A 26,103-nucleotide genomic window follows, 5' to 3' on the forward strand; every position below is an offset into this window, starting at 1 on the left:
GGCCGCCGTGCCGTTCGGATCGGTGTCGCCGCGCCGGGTGCGCAGAGCCGTGGCGCAGGTACGGCCGATCGGGGCCGCCGCGCCGGGTGCACGACGACGGCCGCCGTGCCGGGCACGACGACGGCCGCCGTGCCGGGCACGACGGCGGCCGCCGGGTGCACGACGACGGGCACCGGGTGCACGACGACGGGCGCGGCGGCCCGAGGTGCCACTCCAGCCCGGGAGCCTACTGGCTGAAGGCGGCGTCGAAGGAGGTCTCCGACGGCGCGAAGTCGAAGCGCTTGAGGAAGGCGAGAGCCTCGGGCGCTCCCTCCAGCCGGTCCATGCCGGCGTCCTCCCACTCGACCGAGATGGGCCCGGTGTAGCCGATGGCCGTCAGCGCCCGGAAGCTGTCCTCCCAGGGCACGTCGCCGCGGCCGGTCGAGACGAAGTCCCAGCCACGCCGCGGGTCGCCCCAGGGCAGGTGCGAGGAGAGGATACCGTTGCGACCCCCGCCCATGCGCATCTTCGTGTCCTTGCAGTCCACGTGGTAGATCCGGTCCTTGAAGTCCGAGATGAACGCGACGGGGTCGATCTGCTGCCACATGAAGTGGCTCGGGTCCCAGTTCAGGCCGAAGGCGGGGCGGTGACCGATGGCGTCGAGGGCGCGCTGGGTGGACCAGTAGTCGTAGGCGATCTCGGAGGGGTGGACCTCGTGCGCGAACCGGACGCCGCACTCGTCGAAGACGTCCAGGATCGGGTTCCAGCGGTCCGCGAAGTCCTGGTAGCCGGCCTCGATCACGTCCGCGGACACCGGCGGGAACATGGCCACGTACTGCCAGATGGAGGATCCGGTGAAGCCGATGACGGTGTCGACGCCGAGCTTCTGCGCGAGGCGGGCGGTCAGCTTCATCTCCTCCGCTGCCCGCTGGCGCACGCCTTCGGGGTCGCCGTCGCCCCACACGTGAGCACCGACGATGCCCTTGTGACGGAAATCGATCGGGTCGTCGCAGACGGCCTGGCCCTTCAGGTGGTTGGAGATGGCCCAGACCTTCAGGCCGTTGCGCTCGAGGATGTCGAGGCGGTCCTGGATGTAGGCGTCGTCGTCCCAGCGCCAGGCGTCGAGGTGGTCACCGGAGACGGCGATCTCCAGGCCGTCGTAGCCCCACTGGCCGGCCAGCTCGGCGACCTTCTCGAAGGGCAGATCGGCCCACTGGCCGGTGAACAGGGTGAAGTTGCGTGCCATGGAATGTCTCCTTGTAGGGAAGGGGCGGGATGCTCCACTGTCTGGTCGCCGTCGCCGGGGAGTGGCTTCGGCTCGGCTCGCAGACCCGTTCTAGACGGTTCTGGTCCAGACGCTCTCGGCGCCCGCGCTCTGCTCCACACCGTTGAGCACCTTCTGCACCTGCAGGCCATCGGCGAACGACGGTTCGGGCTGCCGGCCTTCGGCGATCGCTTCGACGAAGTCCTTCGCCTGGTGGGTGAAGCCGTGCTCGTAGCCCAGGAGATGTCCTGTAGGCCACCACGCGGAAATGTAGGGATGGGCTGGTTCGGTCACCATGATGTCGGTGAATCCCTGTCGTGTGTCGGGCGCCGTCGCATCGTAGAAGCCGAGCGAGTTCATGTTCTCCAGGTCGAAGGAGATGGCGCCGGCGGAACCGGCAACCTCGATGCGGAGCGCGTTCTTGCGACCCGTGGACATCCGGGTGGCTTCGAATGAGCCGATCGCGCCACCGTCGAAACGGCCGGTGAACAGGGCAAGATCGTCCACGGTGACGCGCCCGCGCTCGGCTGCGGCCGTACCGGCGAGCCCTGATGCCTGGCCGAGCAGGGGTCGTTCGTGGACAAAGGTATTGAGAATGCCGCTGACGCCGATGATCTTCTGGCCGGTGATGAACTGCGCCAAGTCGACGGCGTGCGCACCAAGATCCCCGAGGGCGCCGGAACCGGCATGGTCCTTCTGCAGGCGCCAGGTCAGGGGTGCCTCTGCGTCGACCAGCCAGTCCTGCAGGTAAGCGGCGCGTATCTGTCGGATCTCACCGATCGCGCCTGACCGGACCAGGTCCCTTGCGAAGGTTGCGGCGGGAACACGGCGGTAGGTGAAGCCGACCATCGCGAAGACATCCTTGCCGGCGCTGTCTGCCGCGGCAGCCATTGCTTCGGCTTCTTCGAGGGTATTTGCGAGCGGCTTTTCGCACAGGACGTGTTTGCCTGCCTCGAGCGCAGCGATGGCGATTTCGGCATGCGAGCCACCGGGAGTGACGATGTCGACGACGTCGATGTCGTCACGGGCGATGGCGGCCCGCCAATCGGTGGTGGTCTCACTCCAACCCCACTTGGAAGCGGCTGCTTCCACCCCGCGCGCATTCCGTCCGACGAGTAGTGTCATTTCCGGCTGGGCTGGCAGGTCGTAGAAGCGTGGGGCAACCCGCCATCCCTGCGAATGGGCGGCTCCCATGAAGCCGTGTCCGATCAGTGCGACCCTCAGGGGTGCTACGTCGTTGTGCATGTTTCCTCTTATCCGGCGGCAGTTGTCCAAGCTGATGACCCGAGGTGGAGGTCCCTGTCAACAACAGGGACCCCCACCCGTCACTGTCCTACGACTCGAAGGCCGTCGGCAGGTACTGCTCGACGTTCTCCTTGGTGACGACCGGTGCGTTCAGGACGACGCGCTTCGGGACTTCAACTTCCACGAGATCGCTCATGGCCTTGCCCTGGGCGATCAGGCGAGCCATGCGGACGCCGTCCGCTGCCTGGGTGGATGGGTAGATGACGGTGGCCTGCAGGACGCTCTCGCCGGACTGGATCTCGCGCATGGCGTTGGCTGAGCCGGCGCCGCCGACCATGAAGAACTCGTCACGGCCTGCGTTGTCGATGGCGGCCAGGACGCCTACGCCCTGGTCGTCGTCGTGGTTCCAGATGGCGTCGATCTTCGGGGCTGCTGACAGGAGTTGCGACGTCGTTGCTTCGCCACCCTGGACGGTGAAGTCGGCGGCGACGCGGTTGTCGACGTCGAGCCCGCAGGCGTCCAAGGCGTCCTTGAAGCCTCGGCTGCGGTCCTGAGTGAGGGGCAGGGAGTCGATGCCTGCGATCTCGGCGACGATCGCATCGTCGTTGCCCTCGAGCTGCTCGCAGATGTAGGTGCCGGCGCTGACGCCCATTCCGTAGTTGTCGCCCAGGACGGTGGCGCGAGCCGCGAAGGGGCTCGAGAACTCCCGGTCGACGTTGATGACGGGAATCCCGGCCTCCATGGCCTGGATGGCCACCGGGGTCAGTGCAGCACCGTCGGTGGGCAGCAGGACGATCGCATCGACACGGTCGTTGATGAACTGCTCCACCTGGCTGATCTGCAGGTTCGCGTCGTTCGTTCCTTCAGCTACGCGCAGATCGATGTCCGGGAATTCCTCGGCAGCTGCGGTAGCGGCGCTGTTGATGGCACCCAGCCAGCCATGGTCCGCGGCGGGTCCGGAGAAGCCGATGACCACGGTGTCCCCCTCGGCCTGGTTACCTTCGACCGATGCGTTGGTGGGCTGCGTGTTGGTGTCTTCCGACCCCTCGGTGCACCCGGTGACCAGGGTGCCTACTGCAAGAAAGGCACCGGTGGTGATGAGCATCTTCCGGCCCGTACGAAGTGCAAGCATGTGTCTCTCCTCTTTGAGTAAGTGGTCTTCGTCGAAGCTGCAATCCCGGAACGAACGGTGCAACCCGCGTGACTACGATCACAATAACAGAAGGTGCGCAGAAATCGACGCCTTTCTACCGAGAATCGACGTATTGTGTTAGGTTCGTCGCATGTTCGATGAAGATCAGCCACGGCCGTTGCTCGAAGTCCGCGGGATCACCAAGCAGTTCGCTGGTGTCCAGGCGCTCAAAGGAGTGGACCTGCAGGTGCTTCCAGGGGAAGTGCACTGCGTCATGGGGCAGAACGGGGCGGGGAAATCCACCCTCATCAAGACCCTGTCCGGGGTCCACCAGCCCGACAGTGGCGAGATCTTCTGGGAGGGGGAGGAAGTCTCGCTCCCTCGCCCGACCGCCGCACTCGATCTCGGCATCGCCACCATGTATCAGGAACTCGACGTCGTCGACGGCCTGTCCGTCGCCGAGAACATCTTCCTCGGACACGAGCTGGCACGTGGCGGCGTGCTCCATGTGAGGAAGGCCAACGCCCTCACACGCACGCTGCTCAGTCGCCTCGGCCACGGCAGTCTGTCGCCCTCCACGGAAGTGGGGACCCTGTCGGCGGCGAACAAGCAGATCGTCAGCATGGCTCGAGCGCTGTCCCGCGACACGAAGCTCATCATCATGGATGAGCCGAGCGCCATCCTGGACTCGGGTGAAGTCGCCAATCTCTTCCGCGTGGTCCGTGAGCTCACCGCTCAGGGGATCGCGGTCGTCTACATCTCCCACAGGCTCGAGGAGATCCGGCAGATCGGGGACCGGATCTCGGTCATCAAGGATGGCCGGAGCACGGCGAACGGTTTGAGTGTCGCGGACACCCCGAGAGCTGAACTGATCCGGCTCATGACCGGCAGGGACGTCGAGAACGTCTTCCCGGCCCGGAAGCCCCTGCCCGCCGATGCACCGGTGGTCCTCGAGGTGAAGGACCTCGAACTCGACGGCCACTTCGAGAAGGTGAGCCTCTCCGTCCGTGCGGGGGAGGTCCTCGGCTTCGCCGGACTCGTGGGCTCCAAGAGGTCCGAGATCCTCGAGACCATCTATGGGGCGCGGAAGGCATCCTCGGGGACGGTCTCGGTCAAGGGCAGGACCCTCAGGGCCGGTTCCGTCAGGTCTGCCGTGGACGCCGGGATCGGTCTCTCGCCGGAGGAACGCAAGAGCCAGGGACTCATCCTGGACGAACCGTTGTTCAAGAACGTGACGCTCTCGACCTTCGAACGGTTCGCCCGCGCCGGCTACCTGAACGAGGCCGCCGAGCGGCAGGCGGCCCGTGAGCAGATCGCAGCCCTCGAGCTGCGTCCGGCCGATCCCGACCGGCCGGCCCGGACGCTGTCCGGCGGGAATCAGCAGAAGATCCTCCTCGGCCGCTGGCTCGTCCACGGAACGTCAGTCCTCCTGCTCGATGAGCCCACCCGCGGCGTGGACGTCGGGGCCCGGGCCGAGATCTATGCCCTCATCCGCGCACTGGCCGACGCCGGAACAGCCATCATCGTCATCTCGAGCGAGATCGAGGAAGTCCTGGGGCTCGCGGACAAGGTCCTCGTCATCGACGACGGCAGAGTCCTCACCCAAACGAATGCCAGCGACCTGGACGAGCACGGCGTGCTCGACCTCATCATGAAGGGAAGTGCCGCGTGAGCGAGCAGAACACCAAGGTGCCCGAATCACGCCTCGGCGCACGGGACGATCACGGCACACCGCGGGGCAACCCGTTGCAGAACTTGCTGAAGGGCTCAGCAGGACGCAGCCTCGGGCTGGTCATCGCCCTCGCACTGCTCTTCGTGGTGGGAGCAGCCACCAGTGGGGACAGATTCCTCAACCTCGAGAACATGCTCACGATCCTGCGCTATGCCTCGATCATCGGTGTGGTGAGCATTGGGGTCACCTTCGTCATCACCGCAGGCGGTATCGACCTGTCGGTAGGGTCGGTCATCGGCCTGGCGACAGTGGTCGCCAGCCTCAGTGCCGTACAACTTGCGGCCACCCGGTCATCCTGGATCCTCATGGTGCTCGTAGCACTGGGGGTCGGGGCCGGTGCAGGTCTCATCAATGGGCTGTTGATCGCCTACGGGAAGGTGGTCGCCTTCATCGCGACGCTGGCGATGCTCGTCGGTGCGCGTGGTCTCGCGGAACTCATCTCCGGCCGCAGGACCCAGGTCGTCAGCAACCGGGACTTCCTGCAGGTCATGCGCGCTGACCTGCTCGGCATTCCCATCCTCGTCTGGATCTTCGTCGTCGTCGCTGCTGCCGGATGGTTCCTGCTCAACCGCACCACGTTCGGACGTCGGACCATCGCCATCGGCGGCAACCTCGAAGCATCGAGGCTGGCCGGTATCAAGGTCAAGCGCCACTTGGTCTACCTCTACGTCCTCGCCGGCCTCACAGCGGGCATCGGCGGTGTCATGTTCCTGGGCCGCACCACGGCCGGCACGTCCACCCATGGTCTGCTCCTTGAGCTCGACGTCATCGCCGCCGTCGTCGTCGGCGGAACACTACTGGTCGGCGGGCGCGGCACCATTATGGGCACGGTTCTCGGTGTGCTCATCTTCAGCACTCTCACCAATGTCTTCACGCAGAACAACCTCGACACCTCCATCCAGGCTCTGGCCCGAGCCCTCATCCTCGTGGGCGCGGTCCTCCTGCAGCAGCGGTTCGCGTCACAGGGACCACGCAAGCGAATGGTCAATGCGGTGAGGACCGACGCAGCTCAGACCAGCTGATTCAACCGCACTCCGGGTGGGTGGCAGGTATGCACCCGCCCGGAGGCCCAGCGCGCCACGCGAAAGGGTCCCCCCGCATGTTGCGGGGGACCGTTGTCGGAGTCCGTCAACGATCGGCCGACGGGGAGAAGTGAACCTTTGTCGGGTGGGGTGCGTGGACCGACGGAACCGTGCGGGATCTGATCAGGGGGTGGTTCCTGTAGATGGATCCCAGCACTGGGGGATGCAGTTGAAAAGGCTCGGCCCGACCGGCGGTTCAGCAGGGAGCCGCCGGTCGGGTCGTCGTTCTAGGTGGTGCCGGTCTCAGTAGGCGTAGCAGGTGAGGAAGTCGAAGCTGTCGCGGGCGAATTCGGCAGTGGCCGGGGCATTGTCCCGCTCGATGACGTAGTACTTCACCTTGCCCTGGGCGGCGTCGAGGATCGGACCCCAGTCGATGTCACCCTCGCCGACATCGGTCAGCAGGGGGAAGCTCGCGAATCCGATCGTGTCGGCGGGAAGTGCGCCGTCCTTGATGTGGAGCAGCTCGATGCGGTCGCCGTGCCGGTTGAGCAGATCGACGATGTCGACTCCCGCGTCCGAGGCCCAGTAGACGTCGAGCTGGAAGGCGACGTAGCGGGGGTCGGTGTTCGCCAGGAGCACCTCGTAGGCCGTGGTCTGCTGGCCGGTCTTGGGGTCGGTGACGAGCGTAGTGAATTCCCACCAGTGGTTGTGGCCGAAGTGCTTCCCCGTCCCGGCCTTCACGGAACGCTCGCCCAGTTCGTTCATCGCCTCGGCGGTGGCCACCAGGTCCGCATAGGTGCTGGTGGCGTCCCTGTTCACCCCGGGCGCCGCCCAACCACCTGATCCGGTGTACTTCTGCCCGATCGTCTTGGCGTAGGCGAGGGTCTGGTCGAATGTCGCTTCGGCAGTGCTGCCGTGCGAGGTCGGGGCTTTGAGCTTGTACTCCTTGAGAAGCGCATTGAATTCCTCTGCGCTGCGTCCTTCGTAGGAGCCGCCGAAGGGCTCCACGTTCTTGTACCCGATCTCCGCCAACTCGGCGAGGATTCCCTCCGTTCCGATGTCCCTCTGCCAGCCGGCGTAGCTGTACAGCTGGAAGGAGATCTTGCTGGCGGGGACACTCCTGCCGGCACATTCGGACCCCGAGCCTGCCTTCGGGGCGGCTATGGCAGGACTGGCCAGAACAGTCGTCGCTGCGATGGCGAGAGCGGCTGCTGCCGCCACTCTGCGCGCGGCTCCCCGGCGCGGGTGGTGAACGGTGGTGTAGGCGTTCTTCATCAAAGCTTCCTCCTTGAAGTGGTGATGCAGGGGAATCCCGTCGATCGGGTGAGTCGGCCGAAGCCTGTCTTTGTGACGGAAGTCCCAGCGAACCTAACACGGGTAATGGCGAGAAACAACGAATGTTGCATGTCCGTCGATGTAATCAGAAAAGTCTGCCCCGATGTAAAGTCGAGCTCAGGCAGTACTAAGGGCGACAGACAGTCCCGTAGCACCGGAGTGGTGGCTACTTTCCCTCAAGTCATCACCACCAGACCTTTCTGCACTCATGTTTCGTCGGTTTATATGCTGTAATGAGTCGATGCGTGACATAAGTAGCTTCAACGGACTCGGCTCCTCCGGAGCCAGCGAGCTCTTCCAGATCCTTCGGGACGGGCGTCCCCGCACGCGGTCGGAGCTGGCCGAGCAGATGGGTCTGGCCCGGTCCACCGTCACCCTGCGGATCGAATCGCTCATGGAACTGGGGCTGGTCGGTTTCGTCGACGACGCTGTCTCGACCGGGGGTCGCCCGTCCTCGCGCGTCGCGCTGAAGGCGGGGAGCAAGGTCGTCCTGGGTGTGGACATCGGGGCGTCGCACCTCCGCGTGGCACTGACGGACCTCACGGGCCATCAGCTCCATGAAGCGGCACGCACCATCGAGGTGTCGTCGGGTCCCACCTCCGTGCTCCAGGCGGTCGTCGAGATGTCCGGCGGACTCCTCGAGAAAGCGGGCCGTGAGCTCTCGGACCTGCTGGCCATCGGGGTCGGTGTCCCCGGGCCGGTCGAACACAGCACTGGCATGCCCATCAACCCGCCGATCATGCCTGGCTGGAACCGCTTCGACGTCCCTGGCTACCTGCAGAACCACTTCCACGTCCCGGTCCTCGTGGACAACGACGTGAACATCATGGCGGTGGGTGAGCGAAACGCCGCCTGGTCCGATGTGGACGACCTGATCTACGTGAAGGTGGCCACCGGCATCGGTTCCGGCATCGTCTCGAGCGGCATGCTCCAACGCGGCGCGAATGGCGTCGCAGGGGACATCGGCCATATCCGCGTGCAGAACGGCGGTGGCGTTCCCTGCCACTGCGGCAACCAGGACTGCCTCGAAGCCGTTGCGTCAGGGCCGGCCGTCGCAGCGAAGCTGAGAGCCCTCGGGTTGGAAGCCCACAACAGCGAGGACGTCGTCCGCCTCGTGGGGAGCGGGAACAAGGAGGCCGTGCACGCGGTGCGCCAGGCCGGTCGAGACGTAGGAGAAGTGCTCTCGGCCTGCGTAAGTCTGATGAATCCGTCGGTGATCGTCATCGGGGGGTCGATGGCGCTCACCGGCGAGCACTTCATCGCGGGCATCCGCGAAGTCGTCTACTCACGCACCATCCCGCTCGCTACCCACCACCTGCAGATCGTCCAGTCCTCCTCCGGCCTGGACGCGGGTGTCCTCGGCGCGAGCATGCTCGCCATCCACGACGCGATGTCACCCCAGCGGATCGACGACATGGTCCTCGGCCTCAACGACACGATCGCCGACTGAACAGTCGCAGACGACGCCGACCGGCTGATGGCCCGTGACGGTGCGTCCCGTGCCTCTCGATAGACTGGCCGCATGACCGCCGAGACCTCCGCGCAGACCACCGACCGTACCCGGCTCCTCGAGCTCATCAAGGAACTCGCCGTGGTGCATGAGCGCGTCACGCTCTCCAGCGGAGTCGAGGCCGACTACTACATCGACCTCCGCCGCATCACCCTGCACCACGAGGCGTCCGTCCTCGTGGGCCGCGTGATGCTCCAGTTGCTCGACGACGCCGGCATCACCTTCGAGGCGGCGGGCGGCCTCACCATGGGCGCCGACCCCGTCGGAACCGCCGTGATGCACGCTGCGGCCCAGGCCGGACGGCCGATCGACGCGTTCGTGGTGCGCAAGACCCAGAAGACGCACGGCATGGGCCGGCAGGTCGAGGGACCGGACGTGTCCGGGCGCCCCGTCGTCGTGCTCGAGGACACCTCGACCACGGGCGGCTCCGCGCTCACCGCCGTCGAGGGCGTACGCCGCGCAGGCGGCGACGTGCAGGCCGTCGCCGTCATCGTGGACCGGAGCACGGGCTCCAAGGAACGCATCGAGTCCGAGGCCAGGGTGCCCTACCTCTTCGCCTTCGGCAAGGACGAGCTGGGCCTCGCCTGACGATCACTCCCGGCGGGTTGCGGGAGGGAAGCGCGTGAAGCACGACGACGCCCGCGCCCTGCAGGGCGCCCGCGAGTTCCGTGAGTCCTCCCGCCGGTCCTTCCTGATCGGCTCGGCGGCAGCCGCAGTGGTGACGGCGGACCTCGCCTTCACCCGCGTCATCCAGTCCCAGCGCGACCAGAACCGCATCCTGCCGCTCGACGACGACCGCGCGGCCGCCCGGTTCCCGAACGACCGGTGGGTCCTCTTCCCGGGGTACAAGACCAGCTGGGAGGAGGGGCTCTGGATCCTCAACTCACTGCGGCCGGTCCTGTCCCGGCGTGCGCAGATGGCGGTCCTCGGATACTCCAACCGGGGGCTCGACATCAACAACATCGTGGCCACGATGAACCGCTACGTGGACAACTTCCGCCTCGAGAGGCTCTACTTCTACGGCCACAGTTTCGGCGGGATGGTGGCGGTCGAAGTGGCTGCGCGACTGCGGGACCGCGGGATCCCGGTGGAGCTGGTCCTGCTGGACTCCTCGCCGTCCAGCCGCTTCGACGTCCAGGACCAGCGCATGTTCGACGGCGTGGTGCTGCTCTACGAAGCCGGGGTGCGCGTACCGATCAGCGTGCGGGGGACGTACGAGCTCGGTGAGCGGATCGTCCACAAGAACGAGCGCACCTGGAGCCAGATCATGGACCAGACGCTCGAGCAGCTCTCGCCCCTGGCGCCCAGCAGCGAGCTGATCCAGTCCGAGTCCTCGTACATCTACCACTTCGACGCCACACGGTTCAGGCTCTCCCTCGGGGACACGAAGGTGGTGTTCGCCGGGAACCCGGGCGACGGTGTCGTCGACTACGCGAGGGCCCGTGCGGGCTGGGCACGCGATCTGCCCGACAACGTGATGTCCGTGGACTACGTGACGGACGGTGCGCTGCCTGCACACGCCAGCCCGCAGTGGAACCCAGGGGTGTACCAGGGCATCGTGTCCGCGGTGCAGCGGGAGTACGCGCCGATGCCGCGCGGCGGGGGCTGGAGGAGCTTCTTCTAGAGCTCCACCAGGCGTGCTGCCGATCAGACCTGGTCGATCAGGTCCGCCACCGAGTCGCAGATCTGCGCCGGGCGGAACGGGTAGGCGTTGATGTCCTCCGGCTGCGTGATGCCGCTGAGCACCAGGACGGTGTGCAGGCCGGCTTCCATGCCGGCGATGATGTCCGTGTCCATGCGGTCTCCGATCATCGCCGTGGTCTCGGAGTGGGCGTCGATCTGGTTCATGGCCGAGCGGAACATCATGGGGTTCGGCTTGCCCACGATGTACGGGTCGCGGCTCGTCGCCGCCGTGATCATCGCCGCTATGGCGCCGGTCGCGGGGAGGGGTCCCTCCTTCGAGGGGCCGGTGACGTCAGGATTCGTCGCGATGAAACGTGCCCCGTCGAGGATCAGGCGTACGGCGGTGGTGATCGCCTCGAACGAGTACGTGCGCGTCTCGCCCAGCACCACGTAGTCGGGGTTGGTGTCGGTGAGGACGAAACCGGCCTCGTGCAGCGCCGTCGTCAGCCCGGCCTCGCCGATCACGTAGGCGCGGCCGCCGGGCAGTTGGTCGCGCAGGAACTGCGCGGTGGCCAGCGCGGAGGTCCAGAGGTTCTCCTCGGGGATCTCGAGTCCGGAGGCCTTCAGACGCGCGGCGAGGTCGCGGGGCGTGTAGATCGAGTTGTTGGTCAGGACGAGGAACCGCTTCGAGGTGGCCACCCACCGTTCGATCAGTTCGGCCGCGCCGGGGATGGCGGAGTTCTCGTGCACCAGCACGCCGTCCATGTCGGTGAGCCAGCACTCGATGTGTTCGTTCTCGCGCATGGGGCTTCCTTCCAAGGGGGCGGACGCACGGGGAACTGCCTGTGCCAGTCTTCCACCTTTGCCGCCGATTACGCTTGGACGGTGAAAGAACCCCTGCTGGAGCCGACCGACACCACCGAGGCCACGGACGGAGCCCCGGGAGGTCCCGCCGTCGGCGTCGGACCCTGGGAAGGGGAGTGGCCCGACGGCGATCACTGGGACCGCGGCCTCCTGGCGGACGGGGACACCCGGAACGTCGTCGACGGCTACCGGTACTGGACGCACGAGGCGATCGTGGCGGACCTGGACGAGCGGCGCCACGGCTTCCACGTCGCGATCGAGAACTGGCAGCACGACCTCAACATCGGTTCGGTGGTGCGTACCGCCAACGCGTTCCTCGCGAAGGAGGTCCACATCATCGGGCGACGGCGGTGGAACCGGCGCGGCGCGATGGTCACCGACCGCTACCAGCACGTCCGCCACCACCCCACGGTGGCCGACTTCACCGCCTGGGCGGCAGCCGAGGGGCTGGCCGTGATCGGGATCGACAACTTCCCGGACTCGGTGCCGCTCGAGACCTACGACCTCCCCGAGAGGTGCGTGCTCGTCTTCGGCCAGGAGGGCCCCGGCCTCACTCCGGAGGTGTACGAGGCCGCGGAGGCGACGCTCTCCATCGCCCAGTTCGGATCCACGCGCTCCATCAACGCCTCGGCGGCTGCCGCGATCGCGATGCACGGCTGGGTGCGGCGGCACGTCTTCGGCCAGCACGTCTGATCGGCATCCGGCCGGACGGGCACATCCGCCCCGGTCCGTCCCCGGTCGCGTCGTCATGAGGCGTCGACTTCCACTGCGCCCGGCAGGTCTGCTCGCTAGGATGAAGCAAGCACTTCCCACCACTAAGGAGTCCTCAGCATGCCTATTGCCACCCCTGATGTTTACGCCGAGATGATCGACCGCGCGAAGGCGGGCGGGTTCGCTTTCCCGGCTGTGAACGTGACCTCCTCCCAGACCCTGAACGCCGCGATGCGTGGTTTCGCCGAAGCGGGCTCGGACGGCATCGTGCAGGTCTCCACGGGCGGCGCTGCCTACTGGTCCGGCGCGAGCGTGAAGGACATGGTCGCCGGTTCGCTCGGCTTCGCGGCGTTCGCGAAGGAAGTGGCGAAGAAGTACGACGTGAACATCGCCCTGCACACGGACCACTGCCCCAAGGACAAGCTCGACGACTTCGTGCTGCCGCTGCTGGCCGCGTCCGAGGACGCCGTGAAGAACGGCCGCGACCCGCTCTTCAACTCCCACATGTGGGACGGGTCCGCCGAGACCCTCGAGGAAAACCTGCGGATCGCCCGCGAGATCCTGCCCCGCGCCGCTGCCGCGAAGATCATCCTCGAAGTGGAGATCGGCACCGTCGGCGGCGAGGAGGACGGCGTGGAGAACGCCATCAACGACAAGCTGTACACCACGGTCGAGGACGCCCTCGCGACCGTGGAGGCCCTCGGTGCCGGCGAGAACGGCCGCTACATCACCGCGCTGACCTTCGGCAACGTCCACGGTGTCTACAAGCCCGGCGGTGTGAAGCTGCGCCCGGAGATCCTCAAGGACATCCAGGACCAGGTGGGCCAGAAGATCGGCAAGGACAAGCCCTTCGACCTCGTGTTCCACGGCGGGTCGGGCTCCTCCGACCAGGAGATCGCCGACGCCGTCTCCTACGGCGTCATCAAGATGAACATCGACACCGACACCCAGTACGCGTTCACGCGTCCCATCGCCGATCACATGTTCCGCAACTACGACGGCGTGCTGAAGGTCGACGGCGAGGTCGGCAACAAGAAGACCTACGACCCCCGCGTCTGGGGCGCCTCCGCCGAGGCCGGCCTCTCGGCCCGTATCGTCGAGGCCGCCGCGTCCCTCGGGTCCGCCGGAAAGAAGCTCTAGCCCGTGTCCGACGAGTTCCGGAAGAACCTCCTGGGGCCCGAGCCCACCCTCCTACCCGAAGAACCCGACGTCGTCGAGCGCCTCGCGGCCGGTGACGAGGCCGTCGACCTGGCAGCCCAGCACCCGACGTCGTCGCTGGTGTGGGCGATCCTCGCCGACGAGGCCTACGCCGAGGGCCGGACGATCGAGTCCTACGCGTACGCCCGTACCGGCTACCACCGCGGCCTCGACGCCCTCCGGCGCAGCGGCTGGCGCGGCGCCGGTCCGATCCCCTACTCCCACGAGCCGAACCGCGGGTTCCTGCGAGCGCTCTTCGCGTTGGGCCGGGCTGCGGCGTCCATCGGCGAGATCGAGGAGGCCGAGCGCATCGCGGTCTTCCTCCGGGAGTCCGACCCGGAGGCGAGCGCCCAGCTGGCGGGCTGACGCCACGGGAAGCAGCCGCATCGGCTGGAGGAATGGCGGGGCGATCGTTCGCCCCGCCATTTTTCCGTTCGGGCGGTGCACGCGGGCGGGCGGTCGGGGCGCCCGGAGTGTCGCTGGTGAGGCGCCTGGTACTTGCTGTTGCAGGTGATAAACGAGTAGTCGGGTTTCTTGTGCTGCCGTTACTCCCGGGATCAGAGTTAATAGCTCCACAGCACGTGGTGAGGCGGATGGAAGTGGTGCTGCAATGTCCACAAAGGTAAGCACGGGACAGCTGTACACGGTGGCCGAGGTGGCCGCGATGATGCGGGTCTCGAAGATGACGGTCTACCGGCTGGTGCAATCGGGAACCATCCGCAGCATCCGGTTCGGGCGGTCCTACCGGGTGCCGCAGAGCGCGGTCCGGGAGTATCTCGACGCAGCGAACCCGGGGTCGGACTTCTCCATCTGACTCCTGCGCAGCAGGTTCCGGACGCGGGCCGGCGAAGGGTGCGGGGTGGCGCTGGATCCTGCCCCGGTACGGCAATCCGTAGTGCCTCGCGCCCTGCTGCAGGAGCCCTTGCCCTGACTATCGATTAACGATAGCTTTGTGTCGTAACTCGGCATAGAAGGAGCTGTCATGGGACGAATCACCGTCGTCGCGCTACGGGTAGTGCTGTGCCTCATGTTCGCGGGTGCCGTGTTCATCCAGGTGGTGATGCTCTCGCTCCTCGGCATCGATCTCGACTCCGCCGATCCCGACGTCGCCCTGATCCGGACATCGCTCGTCGTCCTGACGGTGCTCGGAATCCTCGCCCTCCAGGCAGCCGTGGTCTGCGTCTGGGGCCTGCTGACCATGGTGCGCCGCGGGACCGTCTTCTCGACGGACGCCTTCCGGCTGGTCAACACGGTCATCGGCGCGTTCGCCGCTGCGAGCCTGTTCGCATTCGGCCTCGGAGTCGCCCTCGCGCCGGGGGAGGCCGTGGCTCCCGGCGTCGTGCTGCTGATCGGGGGCGTGTCCGTCATGATCGCGGCCGTGGCGCTGATCGTGCTCGTGCTCAGGGCGCTGCTCGTCCAGGCGGTCGACCGGGACGCCGAGGCGCGCCAGCTGCGCACGGAGCTGGACGAGGTCATCTGATGCCCATCGTGGTGCGTATCGACGTCGAGCTCGCCCGGCGGAAGATGAGCGTGGGGGAGTTCGCGGACCGCGTCGGCCTCACGCCGGCCAACGTTGCGGTCCTGAAGAACGGGCGCGCCAAGGCCGTCCGGTTCAGCACGCTCGAGGCGATGTGCAGGGTGCTGGGCTGCCAGCCGGGGGACCTGCTGGAGTGGGTCGACGACGGGACCGACGGGACCGAGGAGAACGGCAGCCGGGACGACGACGTGGGTGCCCACGACGAGGGAACCAGCGCGGCGGCGGGCGGCGGCTCCGCTGCGGTGCACGGGGAGGGTGGCGCGTGAAGGGGCTCGGCCGGTTCTTCCCTCGGGCTCCTGCGCCCGGCAGAGCGGGTGACCCGGGGATCTTCGGGCCGGGCTCGGCTGCGTGGCGGATCGCGCGCGAGCGCGCCATCTTCGCCGGGGGTCCCGCCGCGCTCCTGCTGCAGCTGGCGCATCCGCTCGTGGCCGAGGGCGTGCGGGCCCACAGCGGGTTCGCCACGGATCCCCTGCAGCGCCTGCGCGGCACGCTCGACGCCGTCCTCACCGTCTCCTTCGGCGACCGGGACCAGGTCCGTTCCGCCGCAGCCCATGTGGCGCGGAAGCACCGACCCGTGCGGGGTACCCTGACCGAGCCCAGCGCATCGCTGCCGGCGGGCACGCCCTACAGCGCGGACCATCCCGAGCTCGCCCTGTGGGTGTTCTCGACCCTCGTCTGGACCGCCCTCGAGGTCACGGACGCCTTCCTCCGTGCGGTCCCGGTGGGGGAGCGGGATGCGTACTACCAGGACATGAAGCGGATGGCGCACCTCTTCGGTGTCCCGGACGCACTCCTGCCGGAGGATTACAGCGCCCTCGAGCGGTACGTGGAGCACCAGGTGCGAGCCTCACTCGACGTCGGCGGCACCGCACGGACGATCGCGGGGCAGATCCTCGCGCCCGACCCGCCGCTCCTGCCGCGGCCGCTCCGTCCGGTGCCCTCCGTGCTCGCCGCAGGAGTCCTCCCTCCCTCCCTGCGCGAGGCCTACGGACTTCCGTGGGGCCGCCGCGAGCAGGCGTCCTTCGCCGCCATCCGCCGGGCCGCACGGCTGGCCGCGCCGCTGCTGCCTGCACGCGTGCGGTACTGGCCGCACTACACCGTCGCCCTCGACCGCGTGCGGGGCGCATCCGGCCGGTAGCGCTGCCGGCTCTCCGTCTCCGGTCGTGTCGGTCCCGAGAGGTGCGTGCCGGGAGCGGTCCCGCCAGTATGCTCGGCTCAACACCCCTGTCCGCTCGAAAGGTCCCCACCCATGAGGCTCCTCAGCCGCGCCCTCGCCGCAGCAGCCGTGCTCGTCCTGCTGGCGGCAGGTGCATCACCCGCCACAGCAGTCACCGGTGGGGAGCCCGACGCGGACGATCACCCCGGCGTCGCGCTGGTCTTCACCTACAGCGGCACCGGAGCCCTGCAGCGTTGTTCCGCGACGCTCATCAGCCCCACGGTCCTCCTGACGGCGGCCCACTGCGTCTCGGGGACGGTGGGGGAGTCCTTCGTGACGTTCGATCCCGTGATCGGGAATGCCCCGCCCGTCGCGATCCCGCGAGCCACCGACCCTGCCGTCGGCTACACGCGCGCCGATCTCGCCGCTGCCGGTGCACTGTCCGGCAGTTCCACGGCGCACCCCGACTACTCGGGTGCAGCTCCCGTCACCGACCGGGCCGATGTCGGCGTGATCGTGCTCGACGCCCCTGCGGCCGGCATCGCGCCCGCCGAGCTCGCGCCGGTGGGGTACCTCGACCAGTACCGGGCACCGCTGCTCAATCGGACGATCTTCGAGGTCGTGGGGTACGGCACCGAGGTCCGGAAGCCGGACGCCGGACCGCAGAAGCCCGAGCCCATGAACTTCCCCCTGCTGCGCCGGAGCACGACGTCCCCCGGGCAGAAGCTCGGGGAGCAGGTCCTGCAGCTGCAGGGCAATCCGAACGACCCGCGCGGCGGCGGGGGCACCTGTTCCGGGGACTCCGGCGGGCCCGTGTTCCTGGACGGCTACCTCGTCGCCGTCAGCTCCTACGGGTTCAACACCATCTGCCGGTACATCGACGGCTACCAGCGGACGGACACCGCCGTCGTCCAGGACTGGCTCGCCCTGACGGCCGGCTGACCCGACTCAGGGCTCCGGGCGGCGGATCGTCGTGGTCACGGACACCAGTTGCGGCCGTGCAGGGGCGGAGCTGAAGCCGAACCGCACGGGCGGACGGACGGGGGCGAGCGCACCCAGGTCGGAACCGCGCCAGGTTGCCGCCACCCGGGTGATCGCCCGCGCCGACGTGACTCCGTAGTACTCCGTGCGGCCCTGTCCGGCGGAGCCGGCGGTCGCCACGCCCTTCACCAGGACCGACGCCACCGGGTTGACCAGCGCCAGCCAGCGCGGGTGCGTGGCCAGGCGGGGCGGAACGAGGCCGAGGAGCCGCCCGAGCAGCGTGACGGCCCCGATCCCGGCGAAGACCCGGAGATCCCCGGCCTCCACCTCGAGGCGGTCGCGCGTCAGCGTCGAGGTGATCGGCGAGAGCACGACGTCGTCGAACGCGTACGTCGCACCGACGTAGTCCGCCACGTCCCGGCTCGGAGCGAGCAGGGTGCGGTGGCCCGCTGCATCCTCCATCATGACGTCGGTGAACGCGCCGAACGGGGACGTGTCCCAGCGGCCGATCACCAGCCTGGTGCCCGAGGCGGTGCCGATGCCGGCGATGTGTCCTTCGAAGCGGTCCATGCCCCATTGTGCACGGAATCGTCGCTTGGGAGCGTGCCGCCGGGCGGCACGCGTGCCGTCATGCGCCGCGTTTTTCGGCGCCCCCGGAGCGGCTCGGCTAAACTCGGACGGTAAGAGCCCCAGTGCCCGCGCACACCGTGCGGACGGTTGGGGCGTTCTGATGCACGGCGTACTTCTCCGCGGCGCGGGAAGGGCCGTACCGAATGGGGGAGGATCCCATGCCAGCAATCGTCATTGTCGGAGCCCAGTGGGGCGACGAGGGTAAGGGCAAGGCCACTGACCTGCTGGGCGGCCGGGTCGACTACGTCGTGAAGCCGAACGGCGGCAACAACGCCGGGCACACCGTCGTCGTCGGCGGTGAGAAGTACGAGCTGAAGCTCCTTCCCGCCGGCATCCTCAGCCCCAACGCGATCCCGATCATCGGCAACGGCTGCGTCATCAACCTCGAGGCCCTCTTCGACGAGATCGAAGGGCTTCAGGCCCGCGGCGCGGACACCTCGAGGCTGCGCGTGTCCGCCAACGCCCACCTGGTGGCCCCGTACCACCAGGTGTTGGACAAGGTCACCGAACGCTTCCTCGGAAAGCGCGCCATCGGCACCACGGGCCGCGGCATCGGCCCGGCGTACATGGACAAGGTGGCGCGGCTCGGCCTGCGCGTGCAGGACGTCTTCGACGAGTCGATCCTGCGCCAGAAGGTGGAGGGCTCCCTCAAGCAGAAGAACGAACTGCTGGTCAAGGTCTACAACCGGCGCAACGTCGAGGTCGAGGAGGTCGTGGAGTACTTCCTGTCCTTCGCCGAGCGGCTCAAGCCCCTCGTCATCGACTCCACGTTCGTGCTCAACGAGGCGCTCGACGCCGGCAAGGTGGTCCTCATGGAGGGCGGCCAGGCGACGTTCCTCGACGTCGACCACGGCACGTATCCGTTCGTGACGTCCTCGAACCCCACGGCCGGCGGCGCGTCCGTCGGCTCGGGTATCGGGCCCACGCGCATCTCCCGCTCGATCGGCATCATCAAGGCCTACACGACCCGCGTCGGCGCCGGCCCGTTCCCCACGGAGCTCTTCGACGAGATGGGCCTGTACCTGCAGAAGACCGGCGGCGAGTTCGGCGTGAACACCGGCCGTCCCCGCCGATGTGGCTGGTACGACGCCGTGCTGGCGCGCCATGCCTCGCGCGTCAACGGCTTCACCGACTACTTCGTCACGAAGCTCGATGTCCTCACCGGTATCGAGACCATCCCGGTGTGCGTGGCGTACGACGTCGACGGCGTGCGCCACGACGAGATGCCCATGACCCAGACCGAGTTCCACCACGCGAAGCCGATCTTCGAGTACTTCGACGGCTGGACCGAGGACATCACGGGAGCCCGGACCATCGAGGACCTGCCGGACAACGCGCAGACCTACGTCCGGGCGCTCGAGAAGCTGTCCGGCACCCGGTTCTCCGCCATCGGCGTCGGGCCCGACCGCGACCAGACCATCGTGGTCAACGACCTGATCGGCGGCTGACCTCCGGTTCCCTGCCGGTCCCGGCGGGCTACCAGCCCCAGGTCCCCGCGCCGCCCTTGAACGGTCCCACGACGGCGGCGGTGATCCAGCCGCCGTAGAAGTCGCCCTCCTGGGACCGGACCCGCTCGCCGTCGACGGTGCACTCGTCCATCCGGGACGGGTAGACGGCGGCGCGGGCGGCCAGGTCCTCGTACCCGTGGACCGGCGTGGGGTAGGTCCAGGCGGCGCGCGGACTGCGCTCAGGTCCTGCGACGACGTCGAAGTAGCCGGCCGTGCCCTTGAACTCGCAGTGCGACGTGCCCTCGACGGGCACGAGCACGCCGGGTGCGAAGTCGCTGATCGGCAGGTAGTAGACCGGCGGGTGGCTCGTCTCGAGCACTCGCACGGCGTCGTCCGTCCTGATGATCAGCCGTCCGCCGAAGCGCACCTCGATGACCGCTGGCGTCCGCTCCACGCGGGGCGGCCTCGGGTAGTCCCAGACGGACTCCTGGCCGGGGCCGGGCTCCACGCGCCTGCTCGTGATCGGGTTCCTCATGGGGAGAAGGCTACTCCGCCGTGCAGGGCGGGAGTCTGTACGCTGGAGAAAAGGCATACGGATGAGGGCGGCATCATGAAGGTCAGCGTTGGTCAGTTCAGGCCGGGTGGGGACGTCCAGGCGAATCTCGCCGTGATGCGGGAACTCGCCGCGGAGGCGAGTGCCGGGGGGTCGGGGCTGATCGTCTTCCCCGAGGAATCGATGTTCTCGATGGGCGAGGTGAAGGGTTCGCTGCGGGAGGCGGTCGACGCCGACTGGAGCTCCTTCGTGCAGCAACTGTCCTTCCTCGCCGCGGAGCACGGCATCGCCGTCGTCGCCGGAGGCTACGAGCCGAGCGGCGAGGAGCGGCCCTTCAACACGCTCGTCCTGCTCGACGCGACGGGCCGCATCGTGGACACCTACCGCAAGCTCCACCTCTTCGACGCCTTCAGCTACTCCGAATCCACGCGCATCAAGCCGGGCGACGGCGGCATCAAGATCGCCGATCTCGGCGACGTCCGGGTGGGCCTCATGACCTGCTACGACCTCCGCTTCCCCGAGCTCGCGCGCGCCCTCGCCGACGCCGGGGCCGACCTGATCTGCGTTCCGGCTGCCTGGTTCAAGGGCGAGCACAAGATCGAGCACTGGGAGACACTGCTGAAAGCGCGCGCCATCGAGAACACCCTCTGGGTGGCCGCGGCCGGGACGTCCAGCGGCCACACGATCGGCCACTCGGCCATCATCGATCCGATGGGTGTCCCGCAGGTGCACCTCGAGGACGAGGAGCGGGGCCTCGCCACGGCGGAGGTCACCCGCCGCAGGGTCGACGACGTCCGCGAGTTCCTGCCGGTGCTCCGGAACCGGCGCTTCGCCCGGAACGACAGCATTGTCGACTCCCACTGACGCAGCCGGCCCTCCGGAGGCAGTGCCCGCCGGGGAGCGGGCCCGGCAGGCGGACACCGGCCGCGCCGCGAACATCAGGGACGTAGCCCGCCGCGCCGGTGTCTCCCACCAGACCGTGTCGCGGGTCCTCAACGGACACCCGAGCCTGCGCGCCGAGACGCGGGACCGCGTCCTGGTCGCCATGGACGAGCTCAGCTTCCGCCCGAACAGGGCCGCCCGCGCCCTCGTGACCAGCCGCTCCACCACCATCGGCGTCCTGGTGGGCAAGGGCTTCGAGTACGGGCCCGCCGCCAGCCTGCAGGCGATCGACAGTGCGGCGCGCGAGGCGGGGTACGCCGTCGACGTCGCGCACCTCGACGCCATGGACGCCGGCTCCATCCGCTCCGCGCTGGACCGCCTGCTCGCCCACGGGGTCGACGGGCTCGTCATCCTGGCACCGCAGATGCAGGCCCTCGGTGAGATCGGGCGCCTGTCCATCAGCCTTCCGTTCGTGACCGTGCACTCCCCGCGGGCCCAGGGGGACCACCGGCTGTCGATGGACCAGTCGGGAGGCGCCGCCCTCGCGACGCGCCACCTGCTCGAACTGGGGCACCGACGGATCGTGCACGTCGCCGGTCCGGACGGCTGGTTCGAGACGGAGGCGCGCGTGCGCGGGTACTGCGGGGAGATGGAGGCCTGGGGCTGCGATCCGGAGCTCCAGCTGTCGGGGGACTGGACCGCGGAGTCGGGCTACCGGGCAGGGCGGGCCCTGGCGGAGGACAGGGGGGTCACCGCGGTGTTCTCGTCCAACGACCAGATGGCGCTCGGACTGCTCCACGCCTTCCGGGAGGCCGGGCGCCGCGTCCCGGAGGACGTGAGCGTCGTGGGCTTCGACGACGTCCCCGAGGCCGCGCACTACTGGCCCCCGCTCACCACCGTCCGCCAGGACTTCCCCGAGCTCGGCAGGCGCTGCGTCGCCAGGCTGCTCGCGCTCATCGGCGAGGCGGGAACGGGCCCCGACGCCGCCGGGACCCCGCAGGACGTGGTCCCGGAACTCGTCATCCGGGCGTCGACGGCAACACCGCCGGCCTGACGGACCCGGGGACCGCGCGCCGACATGCCGTCGGAATCGGGTCGCAGTGTGCTCCTGTGAACGACTTCCCTGTGCGGGGTGGTAGCGGGTGACACGGCAGAACCATTGACATACCCCACGGGCGCTCCCCTACACTGATGAGCGCAGATGTGAACGGTCACATGACCGCGTTGCAGTACCGATGATCCACCAGAGAACCGCAGCGCGGTCTCGAGAAGAACAAAGAGGTCCTTCCCTTGAGTGACTCCACCACGGGCACACCCGCCACGACCGCGGCCGACAGGCCCACCTACGTCATCGGCGTCGACTACGGCACCCTGTCCGGGCGCGCCGTCGTCGTCCGCGTCTCCGACGGCGCCGAACTCGGCGCCTCGACGCTCGAATACCCGCACGCGGTCATGGACTCGACCCTCGCAGCGACCGGCGAGCAGCTTCCGCCCGAATGGGCCCTCCAGGTGCCGTCCGACTACGTCGATGTGCTCCGCTCCGCCGTGCCGGCCGCGGTCGAGGAGGCAGGCATCGACCCGCAGGACGTCATCGGCATCGCCACGGACTTCACGGCCTGCACCATGGTGCCCACCCTCGCCGACGGCACCCCCCTGAACGAGGTCCCCGGCTACGAGGGCCGGCCGCACGCCTACGTGAAGCTGTGGAAACACCACGCGGCGCAGGGCCAGGCCAACCGCATCAATGACCTCGCCGCCGAGCGCGGCGAGGCATGGCTGCCCCGCTACGGCGGCCTGATCTCCAGCGAATGGGAGTTCGCGAAGGGGCTGCAGCTGCTCGAGGAGGACCGTGAGCTGTACGACCTCATGGACCACTGGGTGGAAGCGGCCGACTGGATCGTCTGGCAGCTCACGGGGGAGTACGTGCGCAATGCGTGCACCGCCGGTTACAAGGGAATCTACCAGGACGGCGCCTACCCGTCCGAGGAGTTCCTCGCCGCGCTGAACCCCGAGTTCGCAGGCTTCGCCCGCGAGAAGGTGGATCACACGATCGGCGCACTCGCCTCGAAGGCGGGCTCGCTCTCCGAGGAGGCCGCCGCCTGGACCGGCCTGCCGGCAGGGATCGCTGTGGCCGTCGGGAACGTCGACGCCCACGTCACGGCCCCGGCAGCGCAGGCCACGGACCCCGGCCAGATGGTGGCCATCATGGGCACCTCGACCTGCCACGTCATGAACTCCGACCGGTTGAGCGAGGTGCCGGGCATGTGCGGTGTCGTCGACGGCGGCATCGTCGAGGGCTTCTACGGCTACGAGGCCGGCCAGTCCGGCGTCGGCGACATCTTCGCCTGGTTCGTCGCGAACCAGGTGCCCGGCGAGATCCGGGACGCGGCCGCCGCGCAGGGCCAGAGCGTGCACGAGTACCTGACGGAGCAGGCGCAGGACGAGCCCGTGGGCGCGCACGGACTCGTCGCCCTCGACTGGCACTCCGGCAACCGCTCCGTCCTCGTGGACCACGAGCTGTCGGGCACCATCGTGGGCCTGACGCTCGCCACCAAGCCCCACGAGGTCTACCGCGCACTCCTGGAATCGACGGCCTTCGGGACACGCAAGATCGTCGAGACGTTCAACGCGGCCGGCGTGCCCGTCACCGAGTTCGTCGCCGCGGGCGGCCTCATCCGCAACCCGTTCCTCATGCAGGTCTACGCCGACGTGCTCAACCTGCCCATCTCCGTCATCGGCAGTTCCCAGGGGCCGGCCCTCGGCTCCGCGATCCATGCCGCCGTGGCCGCCGGCGCCTACGAGGACATCCACGCGGCAGCCGCCGCGATGGGCCGCCTGAACCGCGCCGCCTACACACCCGACGCGGACCGCGCCGCCGCCTACGACGCCCTGTACCGCGAGTACACCGAACTGCACGACTACTTCGGCCGCGGCACCAATGACGTCATGCACCGGCTCAAGGCCCTGCGCCGTTCCGCCCGCTCCCCTCAGGCGGTGTCGGCATGAGCCCTGTATCGCCTGCCGGCACCTTCAGCCCCGAGGTCGAGGCCGCCATCCTCGACGTCCGGAAGGACGTCGCCGCCCTGCACGCCGAACTCGTGCGCTACGGACTGGTGGTCTGGACGGGCGGCAACGTCTCCGGCCGCGTCCCGGGAGCGGACCTGTTCGTCATCAAGCCCTCCGGCGTCAGTTACGACGAGCTGACGCCGGAGAACCAGATCCTGTGCGACCTCGACGGCAACGTCATCGAGGGAACGCCCGGGTCCGAGCGCTCGCCGTCGAGCGACACCGCCGCACACGCCTACGTCTACCGCAACATGCCCGACGTCGGCGGTGTGGTGCACACGCACTCCACCTACGCCGTGGCGTGGGCCGCGCGCGGCGAGCCCATCCCGTGCGTCATCACCGCCATGGCCGACGAGTTCGGCGGCGAGATCCCGGTGGGTCCGTTCGCGATCATCGGCGACGACTCGATCGGCCGCGGAATCGTCGAGACGCTGACGAACCACCGGTCGCGCGGCGTGCTGATGAAGAGCCACGGTCCCTTCACGATCGGCAAGGACGCGAAGGATGCCGTCAAGGCCGCCGTCATGCTCGAGGACGTCGCCCGCACCGTCCACATCTCCCGTCAGCTCGGCGCCCCGGCAGGCATCCAGTCCGAGCACATCGACTCACTCTTCGACCGCTACCAGAACGTGTACGGTCAGTCCCCGACTCCAGGAGCACCCGCATGAGCCCCCTCAGCACGACCCTCGACGCCTACGAAGTCTGGTTTCTCACCGGCAGCCAGGACCTCTACGGTGAAGAGACGCTCCAGCAGGTCGCGGAGCAGTCCCAGGAGATCGTCCGCATCCTCGGGGAGGCCGGCCTGCCCGTGAAGGTGGTCTGGAAGCCGACGCTCAAGGACTCCAGCTCCATCCGGCGCATGGCGCTCGAGGTCAACGCCGATGACAACGCCATCGGCGTCATCGCCTGGATGCACACCTTCAGCCCCGCGAAGATGTGGATCGCGGGCCTCGATGCACTCCGCAAGCCCCTGCTGCATCTGCACACCCAGATCAACGTCGCGCTGCCCTGGGGCGAGATCGACTTCGACTTCATGAACCTCAACCAGGCCGCCCACGGCGACCGTGAGTTCGGGTACATCCAGTCGCGTCTCGGCGTCCCGCGGAAGACCGTCGTCGGGCACGTGTCGGACGCGTCCGTGTGCGCCAAGGTCTCCTGCTGGCAGCGGGCGGCCGCGGGCTGGGCCGCCGTCCACGAGCTCAAGGTGGCCCGTTTCGGCGACAACATGCGCAACGTCGCCGTCACGGAGGGCGACAAGACGGAGGCGGAGCTGCGCTTCGGCGTCTCCATCAACACGTGGGGCGTCAACGAACTCGTCGCGGCCGTCGAGGCCCAGTCCGATGCCGACGTCGACGCGCTCGTGGCCGAGTACGAGGAGACGTACGACGTCGTCCCCGAACTGCGGCGCGGCGGCGAACGGCACGAGTCGCTGCGCTACGGCGCACGCCAGGAACTCGGCCTGCTGTCCTTCCTCGAGGAGGGCGGCTTCGGTGCCTTCACCACCAACTTCGAGGACCTCGGTGCACTCCGTCAGCTGCCCGGACTCGCCGTCCAGCGGCTCATGGCACGCGGCTACGGCTTCGGCGCCGAGGGCGACTGGAAGACCGCCGTCCTCGTCCGGGCCGCCAAGGTCATGGGTGCGGGACTGCCCGGCGGTGCGTCCCTGATGGAGGACTACACCTACCACCTGGTGCCGGGTGAGGAGAAGATCCTCGGAGCGCACATGCTCGAGATCTGCCCCACCCTGACCACGTCGAAGCCAACCCTCGAAGTGCACCCGCTCGGCATCGGCGGCAAGGAGGACCCCGTACGCCTCGTGTTCGACACGGACGCCGGCCCCGGCGTCGTCGTCGCGATGTCCGACATGCGGGACCGCTTCCGGCTGACGGCCAACGCCGTCGACGTCGTCCCGCCCGATGCCCCGCTCCCCAACCTGCCGGTCGCGCGCGCAGTGTGGAAGCCGGAGCCGAGCCTCGAAACCTCCGCAGCGGCATGGCTCAGTGCCGGCGCCGCACACCACACCGTCCTCACCACCGCCGTGGGCCTCGACGTCTTCGAGGACTTCGCGGACATCGCCGAGGTCGAACTGCTGCGGATCGACGCCGATACGAAGCTGCGCGAGTTCCAGCGCGAACTGCGCTGGAACGCGGCCTACTACCGGCTGGCGCAGAAGCTGTAAGAGCTCCTCCCCGAAAGCCGGCACTGTCGCCGGAAACTCCACTCAAGAAAGTTGCAC

Annotated in this window: 25 protein-coding genes and 2 pseudogenes; 19 read left to right on the forward strand and 8 right to left on the reverse strand. The window is 68.3% G+C overall.

Translation table 11 applies throughout. From position 1 onward, the window contains the following. The 4 genes and pseudogenes from ACX80I_RS14560 to ACX80I_RS14575 form a co-directional block, all read right to left on the reverse strand. Positions 1-212, reverse strand: a pseudogene (locus ACX80I_RS14560) (hypothetical protein); the annotation flags it as partial. A gap of 14 nt (positions 213-226) precedes the next feature. Next, positions 227-1,225 (reverse strand): sugar phosphate isomerase/epimerase family protein, encoded by a 999-nt coding sequence (locus ACX80I_RS14565; protein ID WP_459345835.1) that lies wholly within the window; start codon positions 1,223-1,225, stop codon positions 227-229. A 90-nt stretch (positions 1,226-1,315) separates the two neighbouring features. Next, on the reverse strand, positions 1,316-2,488 hold the full coding sequence (locus ACX80I_RS14570; RefSeq protein WP_459345836.1) for a Gfo/Idh/MocA family protein: 1,173 nt from the start codon (positions 2,486-2,488) through the stop codon (positions 1,316-1,318). 88 nt (positions 2,489-2,576) lie between these two features. Next, positions 2,577-3,620 (reverse strand): substrate-binding domain-containing protein, encoded by a 1,044-nt coding sequence (locus ACX80I_RS14575; RefSeq protein ID WP_459345837.1) that lies wholly within the window; start codon positions 3,618-3,620, stop codon positions 2,577-2,579. A 151-nt stretch (positions 3,621-3,771) separates the two neighbouring features. Between ACX80I_RS14575 and ACX80I_RS14580 the strand changes: the two genes are divergently transcribed. Both ACX80I_RS14580 and ACX80I_RS14585 read left to right on the forward strand, forming a co-directional pair. Continuing rightward, positions 3,772-5,292, forward strand: coding sequence for a sugar ABC transporter ATP-binding protein (locus ACX80I_RS14580; RefSeq protein ID WP_459345838.1), 1,521 nt, complete (start codon positions 3,772-3,774; stop codon positions 5,290-5,292). Further along, the gene (locus ACX80I_RS14585) at positions 5,289-6,374 is read left to right on the forward strand and encodes an ABC transporter permease (RefSeq protein ID WP_459345839.1); all 1,086 of its coding nucleotides are present in this window, start codon (positions 5,289-5,291) and stop codon (positions 6,372-6,374) included. Before ACX80I_RS14580 ends, ACX80I_RS14585 begins: the two co-directional genes overlap by 4 nt. A gap of 303 nt (positions 6,375-6,677) precedes the next feature. Here ACX80I_RS14585 and ACX80I_RS14590 read toward each other — a convergent pair whose 3' ends face one another. Further along, positions 6,678-7,649, reverse strand: coding sequence for a sugar phosphate isomerase/epimerase family protein (locus ACX80I_RS14590; protein ID WP_459345840.1), 972 nt, complete (start codon positions 7,647-7,649; stop codon positions 6,678-6,680). A gap of 301 nt (positions 7,650-7,950) precedes the next feature. Here ACX80I_RS14590 and ACX80I_RS14595 point away from each other — a divergent pair, with 301 nt between their 5' ends. From ACX80I_RS14595 to ACX80I_RS14605, 3 genes are all read left to right on the forward strand, one after another. Further along, a complete protein-coding gene (locus ACX80I_RS14595) occupies positions 7,951-9,159 on the forward strand; it encodes an ROK family protein (RefSeq protein ID WP_459345841.1) in 1,209 nt (402 codons plus the stop codon). Positions 9,160-9,231: 72 nt separating this feature from the next. Further along, positions 9,232-9,807 carry an orotate phosphoribosyltransferase gene (gene pyrE, locus ACX80I_RS14600; protein WP_459345842.1) on the forward strand — a complete coding sequence of 192 codons (576 nt, stop codon included), beginning with the start codon at positions 9,232-9,234 and terminating at the stop codon, positions 9,805-9,807. 34 nt (positions 9,808-9,841) lie between these two features. Then, positions 9,842-10,843 carry a thioesterase domain-containing protein gene (locus ACX80I_RS14605; RefSeq protein ID WP_459345843.1) on the forward strand — a complete coding sequence of 334 codons (1,002 nt, stop codon included), beginning with the start codon at positions 9,842-9,844 and terminating at the stop codon, positions 10,841-10,843. Positions 10,844-10,866: 23 nt separating this feature from the next. Here ACX80I_RS14605 and ACX80I_RS14610 read toward each other — a convergent pair whose 3' ends face one another. Then, entirely contained in the window at positions 10,867-11,646 is a 780-nt protein-coding gene (locus tag ACX80I_RS14610) for an HAD-IIA family hydrolase (RefSeq protein ID WP_301224076.1), read from the reverse strand. Between the two features lie 96 nt (positions 11,647-11,742). Between ACX80I_RS14610 and ACX80I_RS14615 the strand changes: the two genes are divergently transcribed. The 8 genes and pseudogenes from ACX80I_RS14615 (at position 11,743) to ACX80I_RS14650 (ending at position 17,249) form a co-directional block, all read left to right on the forward strand. Further along, positions 11,743-12,399 carry a TrmH family RNA methyltransferase gene (locus tag ACX80I_RS14615; protein WP_459345972.1) on the forward strand — a complete coding sequence of 219 codons (657 nt, stop codon included), beginning with the start codon at positions 11,743-11,745 and terminating at the stop codon, positions 12,397-12,399. A gap of 138 nt (positions 12,400-12,537) precedes the next feature. After that, entirely contained in the window at positions 12,538-13,557 is a 1,020-nt protein-coding gene (gene fbaA / locus ACX80I_RS14620) for a class II fructose-bisphosphate aldolase (protein ID WP_459345844.1), read from the forward strand. Positions 13,558-13,560: 3 nt separating this feature from the next. Then, a complete protein-coding gene (locus ACX80I_RS14625) occupies positions 13,561-13,980 on the forward strand; it encodes a DUF3151 domain-containing protein (protein ID WP_459314003.1) in 420 nt (139 codons plus the stop codon). A gap of 244 nt (positions 13,981-14,224) precedes the next feature. Continuing rightward, positions 14,225-14,428, forward strand: a complete 204-nt coding sequence (locus tag ACX80I_RS14630) for a helix-turn-helix domain-containing protein (protein WP_459314002.1) — start codon at positions 14,225-14,227, stop codon at positions 14,426-14,428. Between the two features lie 168 nt (positions 14,429-14,596). Beyond that, entirely contained in the window at positions 14,597-15,094 is a 498-nt protein-coding gene (locus ACX80I_RS14635) for a DUF2975 domain-containing protein (RefSeq protein ID WP_459345845.1), read from the forward strand. After that, positions 15,094-15,324, forward strand: a pseudogene (locus ACX80I_RS14640) (helix-turn-helix domain-containing protein); the annotation flags it as partial. The gene ACX80I_RS14635 and the pseudogene ACX80I_RS14640, both read left to right, overlap by 1 nt. Positions 15,325-15,413: 89 nt before the next feature. Next, positions 15,414-16,289: an oxygenase MpaB family protein gene (locus ACX80I_RS14645; RefSeq protein WP_459345846.1), complete on the forward strand. Its 876-nt coding sequence runs from the start codon at positions 15,414-15,416 to the stop codon at positions 16,287-16,289. Positions 16,290-16,400: 111 nt separating this feature from the next. Continuing rightward, positions 16,401-17,249 carry a trypsin-like serine protease gene (locus ACX80I_RS14650; RefSeq protein ID WP_459345847.1) on the forward strand — a complete coding sequence of 283 codons (849 nt, stop codon included), beginning with the start codon at positions 16,401-16,403 and terminating at the stop codon, positions 17,247-17,249. Positions 17,250-17,255: 6 nt separating this feature from the next. Here ACX80I_RS14650 and ACX80I_RS14655 read toward each other — a convergent pair whose 3' ends face one another. Continuing rightward, positions 17,256-17,858: a hypothetical protein gene (locus ACX80I_RS14655; protein ID WP_459345848.1), complete on the reverse strand. Its 603-nt coding sequence runs from the start codon at positions 17,856-17,858 to the stop codon at positions 17,256-17,258. Between the two features lie 218 nt (positions 17,859-18,076). On the opposite strand from ACX80I_RS14655, the gene ACX80I_RS14660 reads away from it, so the two are divergent. Beyond that, the gene (locus tag ACX80I_RS14660) at positions 18,077-19,366 is read left to right on the forward strand and encodes an adenylosuccinate synthase (RefSeq protein WP_459345849.1); all 1,290 of its coding nucleotides are present in this window, start codon (positions 18,077-18,079) and stop codon (positions 19,364-19,366) included. A gap of 28 nt (positions 19,367-19,394) precedes the next feature. Here ACX80I_RS14660 and ACX80I_RS14665 read toward each other — a convergent pair whose 3' ends face one another. Then, positions 19,395-19,901: a DUF427 domain-containing protein gene (locus ACX80I_RS14665; RefSeq protein ID WP_459345850.1), complete on the reverse strand. Its 507-nt coding sequence runs from the start codon at positions 19,899-19,901 to the stop codon at positions 19,395-19,397. A gap of 75 nt (positions 19,902-19,976) precedes the next feature. Between ACX80I_RS14665 and ACX80I_RS14670 the strand changes: the two genes are divergently transcribed. The 5 genes from ACX80I_RS14670 (at position 19,977) to araA (ending at position 26,046) form a co-directional block, all read left to right on the forward strand. After that, positions 19,977-20,783 carry a carbon-nitrogen hydrolase family protein gene (locus ACX80I_RS14670; RefSeq protein ID WP_459345851.1) on the forward strand — a complete coding sequence of 269 codons (807 nt, stop codon included), beginning with the start codon at positions 19,977-19,979 and terminating at the stop codon, positions 20,781-20,783. Between the two features lie 22 nt (positions 20,784-20,805). Next, the gene (locus ACX80I_RS14675; RefSeq protein ID WP_459345973.1) at positions 20,806-21,855 is read left to right on the forward strand and encodes a LacI family DNA-binding transcriptional regulator; all 1,050 of its coding nucleotides are present in this window, start codon (positions 20,806-20,808) and stop codon (positions 21,853-21,855) included. A gap of 236 nt (positions 21,856-22,091) precedes the next feature. Then, on the forward strand, positions 22,092-23,807 hold the full coding sequence (gene araB / locus ACX80I_RS14680) for a ribulokinase (RefSeq protein WP_459345852.1): 1,716 nt from the start codon (positions 22,092-22,094) through the stop codon (positions 23,805-23,807). Continuing rightward, entirely contained in the window at positions 23,804-24,535 is a 732-nt protein-coding gene (locus ACX80I_RS14685) for an L-ribulose-5-phosphate 4-epimerase (RefSeq protein ID WP_459345853.1), read from the forward strand. Before araB ends, ACX80I_RS14685 begins: the two co-directional genes overlap by 4 nt. Continuing rightward, positions 24,532-26,046 (forward strand): L-arabinose isomerase, encoded by a 1,515-nt coding sequence (gene araA, locus ACX80I_RS14690; protein ID WP_459345854.1) that lies wholly within the window; start codon positions 24,532-24,534, stop codon positions 26,044-26,046. Before ACX80I_RS14685 ends, araA begins: the two co-directional genes overlap by 4 nt. The last annotated feature ends 57 nt before the right edge of the window (positions 26,047-26,103 follow it).

The sequence above is a fragment of the Arthrobacter rhamnosi genome, from assembly GCF_054510855.1.

Coding starts and splice junctions, on each gene's coding strand:
- ACX80I_RS14595 (WP_459345841.1), top strand. CDS start 7,951: ATGCGTGACATAAGTAGCTTCAACGGACTCGGCTCCTCCGGAGCCAGC.
- ACX80I_RS14570 (WP_459345836.1), bottom strand. CDS start 2,488: ATGCACAACGACGTAGCACCCCTGAGGGTCGCACTGATCGGACACGGC.
- ACX80I_RS14650 (WP_459345847.1), top strand. CDS start 16,401: ATGAGGCTCCTCAGCCGCGCCCTCGCCGCAGCAGCCGTGCTCGTCCTG.
- araA (WP_459345854.1), top strand. CDS start 24,532: ATGAGCCCCCTCAGCACGACCCTCGACGCCTACGAAGTCTGGTTTCTC.
- ACX80I_RS14670 (WP_459345851.1), top strand. CDS start 19,977: ATGAAGGTCAGCGTTGGTCAGTTCAGGCCGGGTGGGGACGTCCAGGCG.
- ACX80I_RS14610 (WP_301224076.1), bottom strand. CDS start 11,646: ATGCGCGAGAACGAACACATCGAGTGCTGGCTCACCGACATGGACGGC.
- ACX80I_RS14660 (WP_459345849.1), top strand. CDS start 18,077: ATGCCAGCAATCGTCATTGTCGGAGCCCAGTGGGGCGACGAGGGTAAG.
- ACX80I_RS14635 (WP_459345845.1), top strand. CDS start 14,597: ATGGGACGAATCACCGTCGTCGCGCTACGGGTAGTGCTGTGCCTCATG.
- ACX80I_RS14590 (WP_459345840.1), bottom strand. CDS start 7,649: ATGAAGAACGCCTACACCACCGTTCACCACCCGCGCCGGGGAGCCGCG.
- pyrE (WP_459345842.1), top strand. CDS start 9,232: ATGACCGCCGAGACCTCCGCGCAGACCACCGACCGTACCCGGCTCCTC.
- ACX80I_RS14665 (WP_459345850.1), bottom strand. CDS start 19,901: ATGAGGAACCCGATCACGAGCAGGCGCGTGGAGCCCGGCCCCGGCCAG.
- fbaA (WP_459345844.1), top strand. CDS start 12,538: ATGCCTATTGCCACCCCTGATGTTTACGCCGAGATGATCGACCGCGCG.
- ACX80I_RS14630 (WP_459314002.1), top strand. CDS start 14,225: ATGTCCACAAAGGTAAGCACGGGACAGCTGTACACGGTGGCCGAGGTG.
- ACX80I_RS14580 (WP_459345838.1), top strand. CDS start 3,772: ATGTTCGATGAAGATCAGCCACGGCCGTTGCTCGAAGTCCGCGGGATC.
- ACX80I_RS14565 (WP_459345835.1), bottom strand. CDS start 1,225: ATGGCACGCAACTTCACCCTGTTCACCGGCCAGTGGGCCGATCTGCCC.
- ACX80I_RS14655 (WP_459345848.1), bottom strand. CDS start 17,858: ATGGACCGCTTCGAAGGACACATCGCCGGCATCGGCACCGCCTCGGGC.
- ACX80I_RS14685 (WP_459345853.1), top strand. CDS start 23,804: ATGAGCCCTGTATCGCCTGCCGGCACCTTCAGCCCCGAGGTCGAGGCC.
- ACX80I_RS14575 (WP_459345837.1), bottom strand. CDS start 3,620: ATGCTTGCACTTCGTACGGGCCGGAAGATGCTCATCACCACCGGTGCC.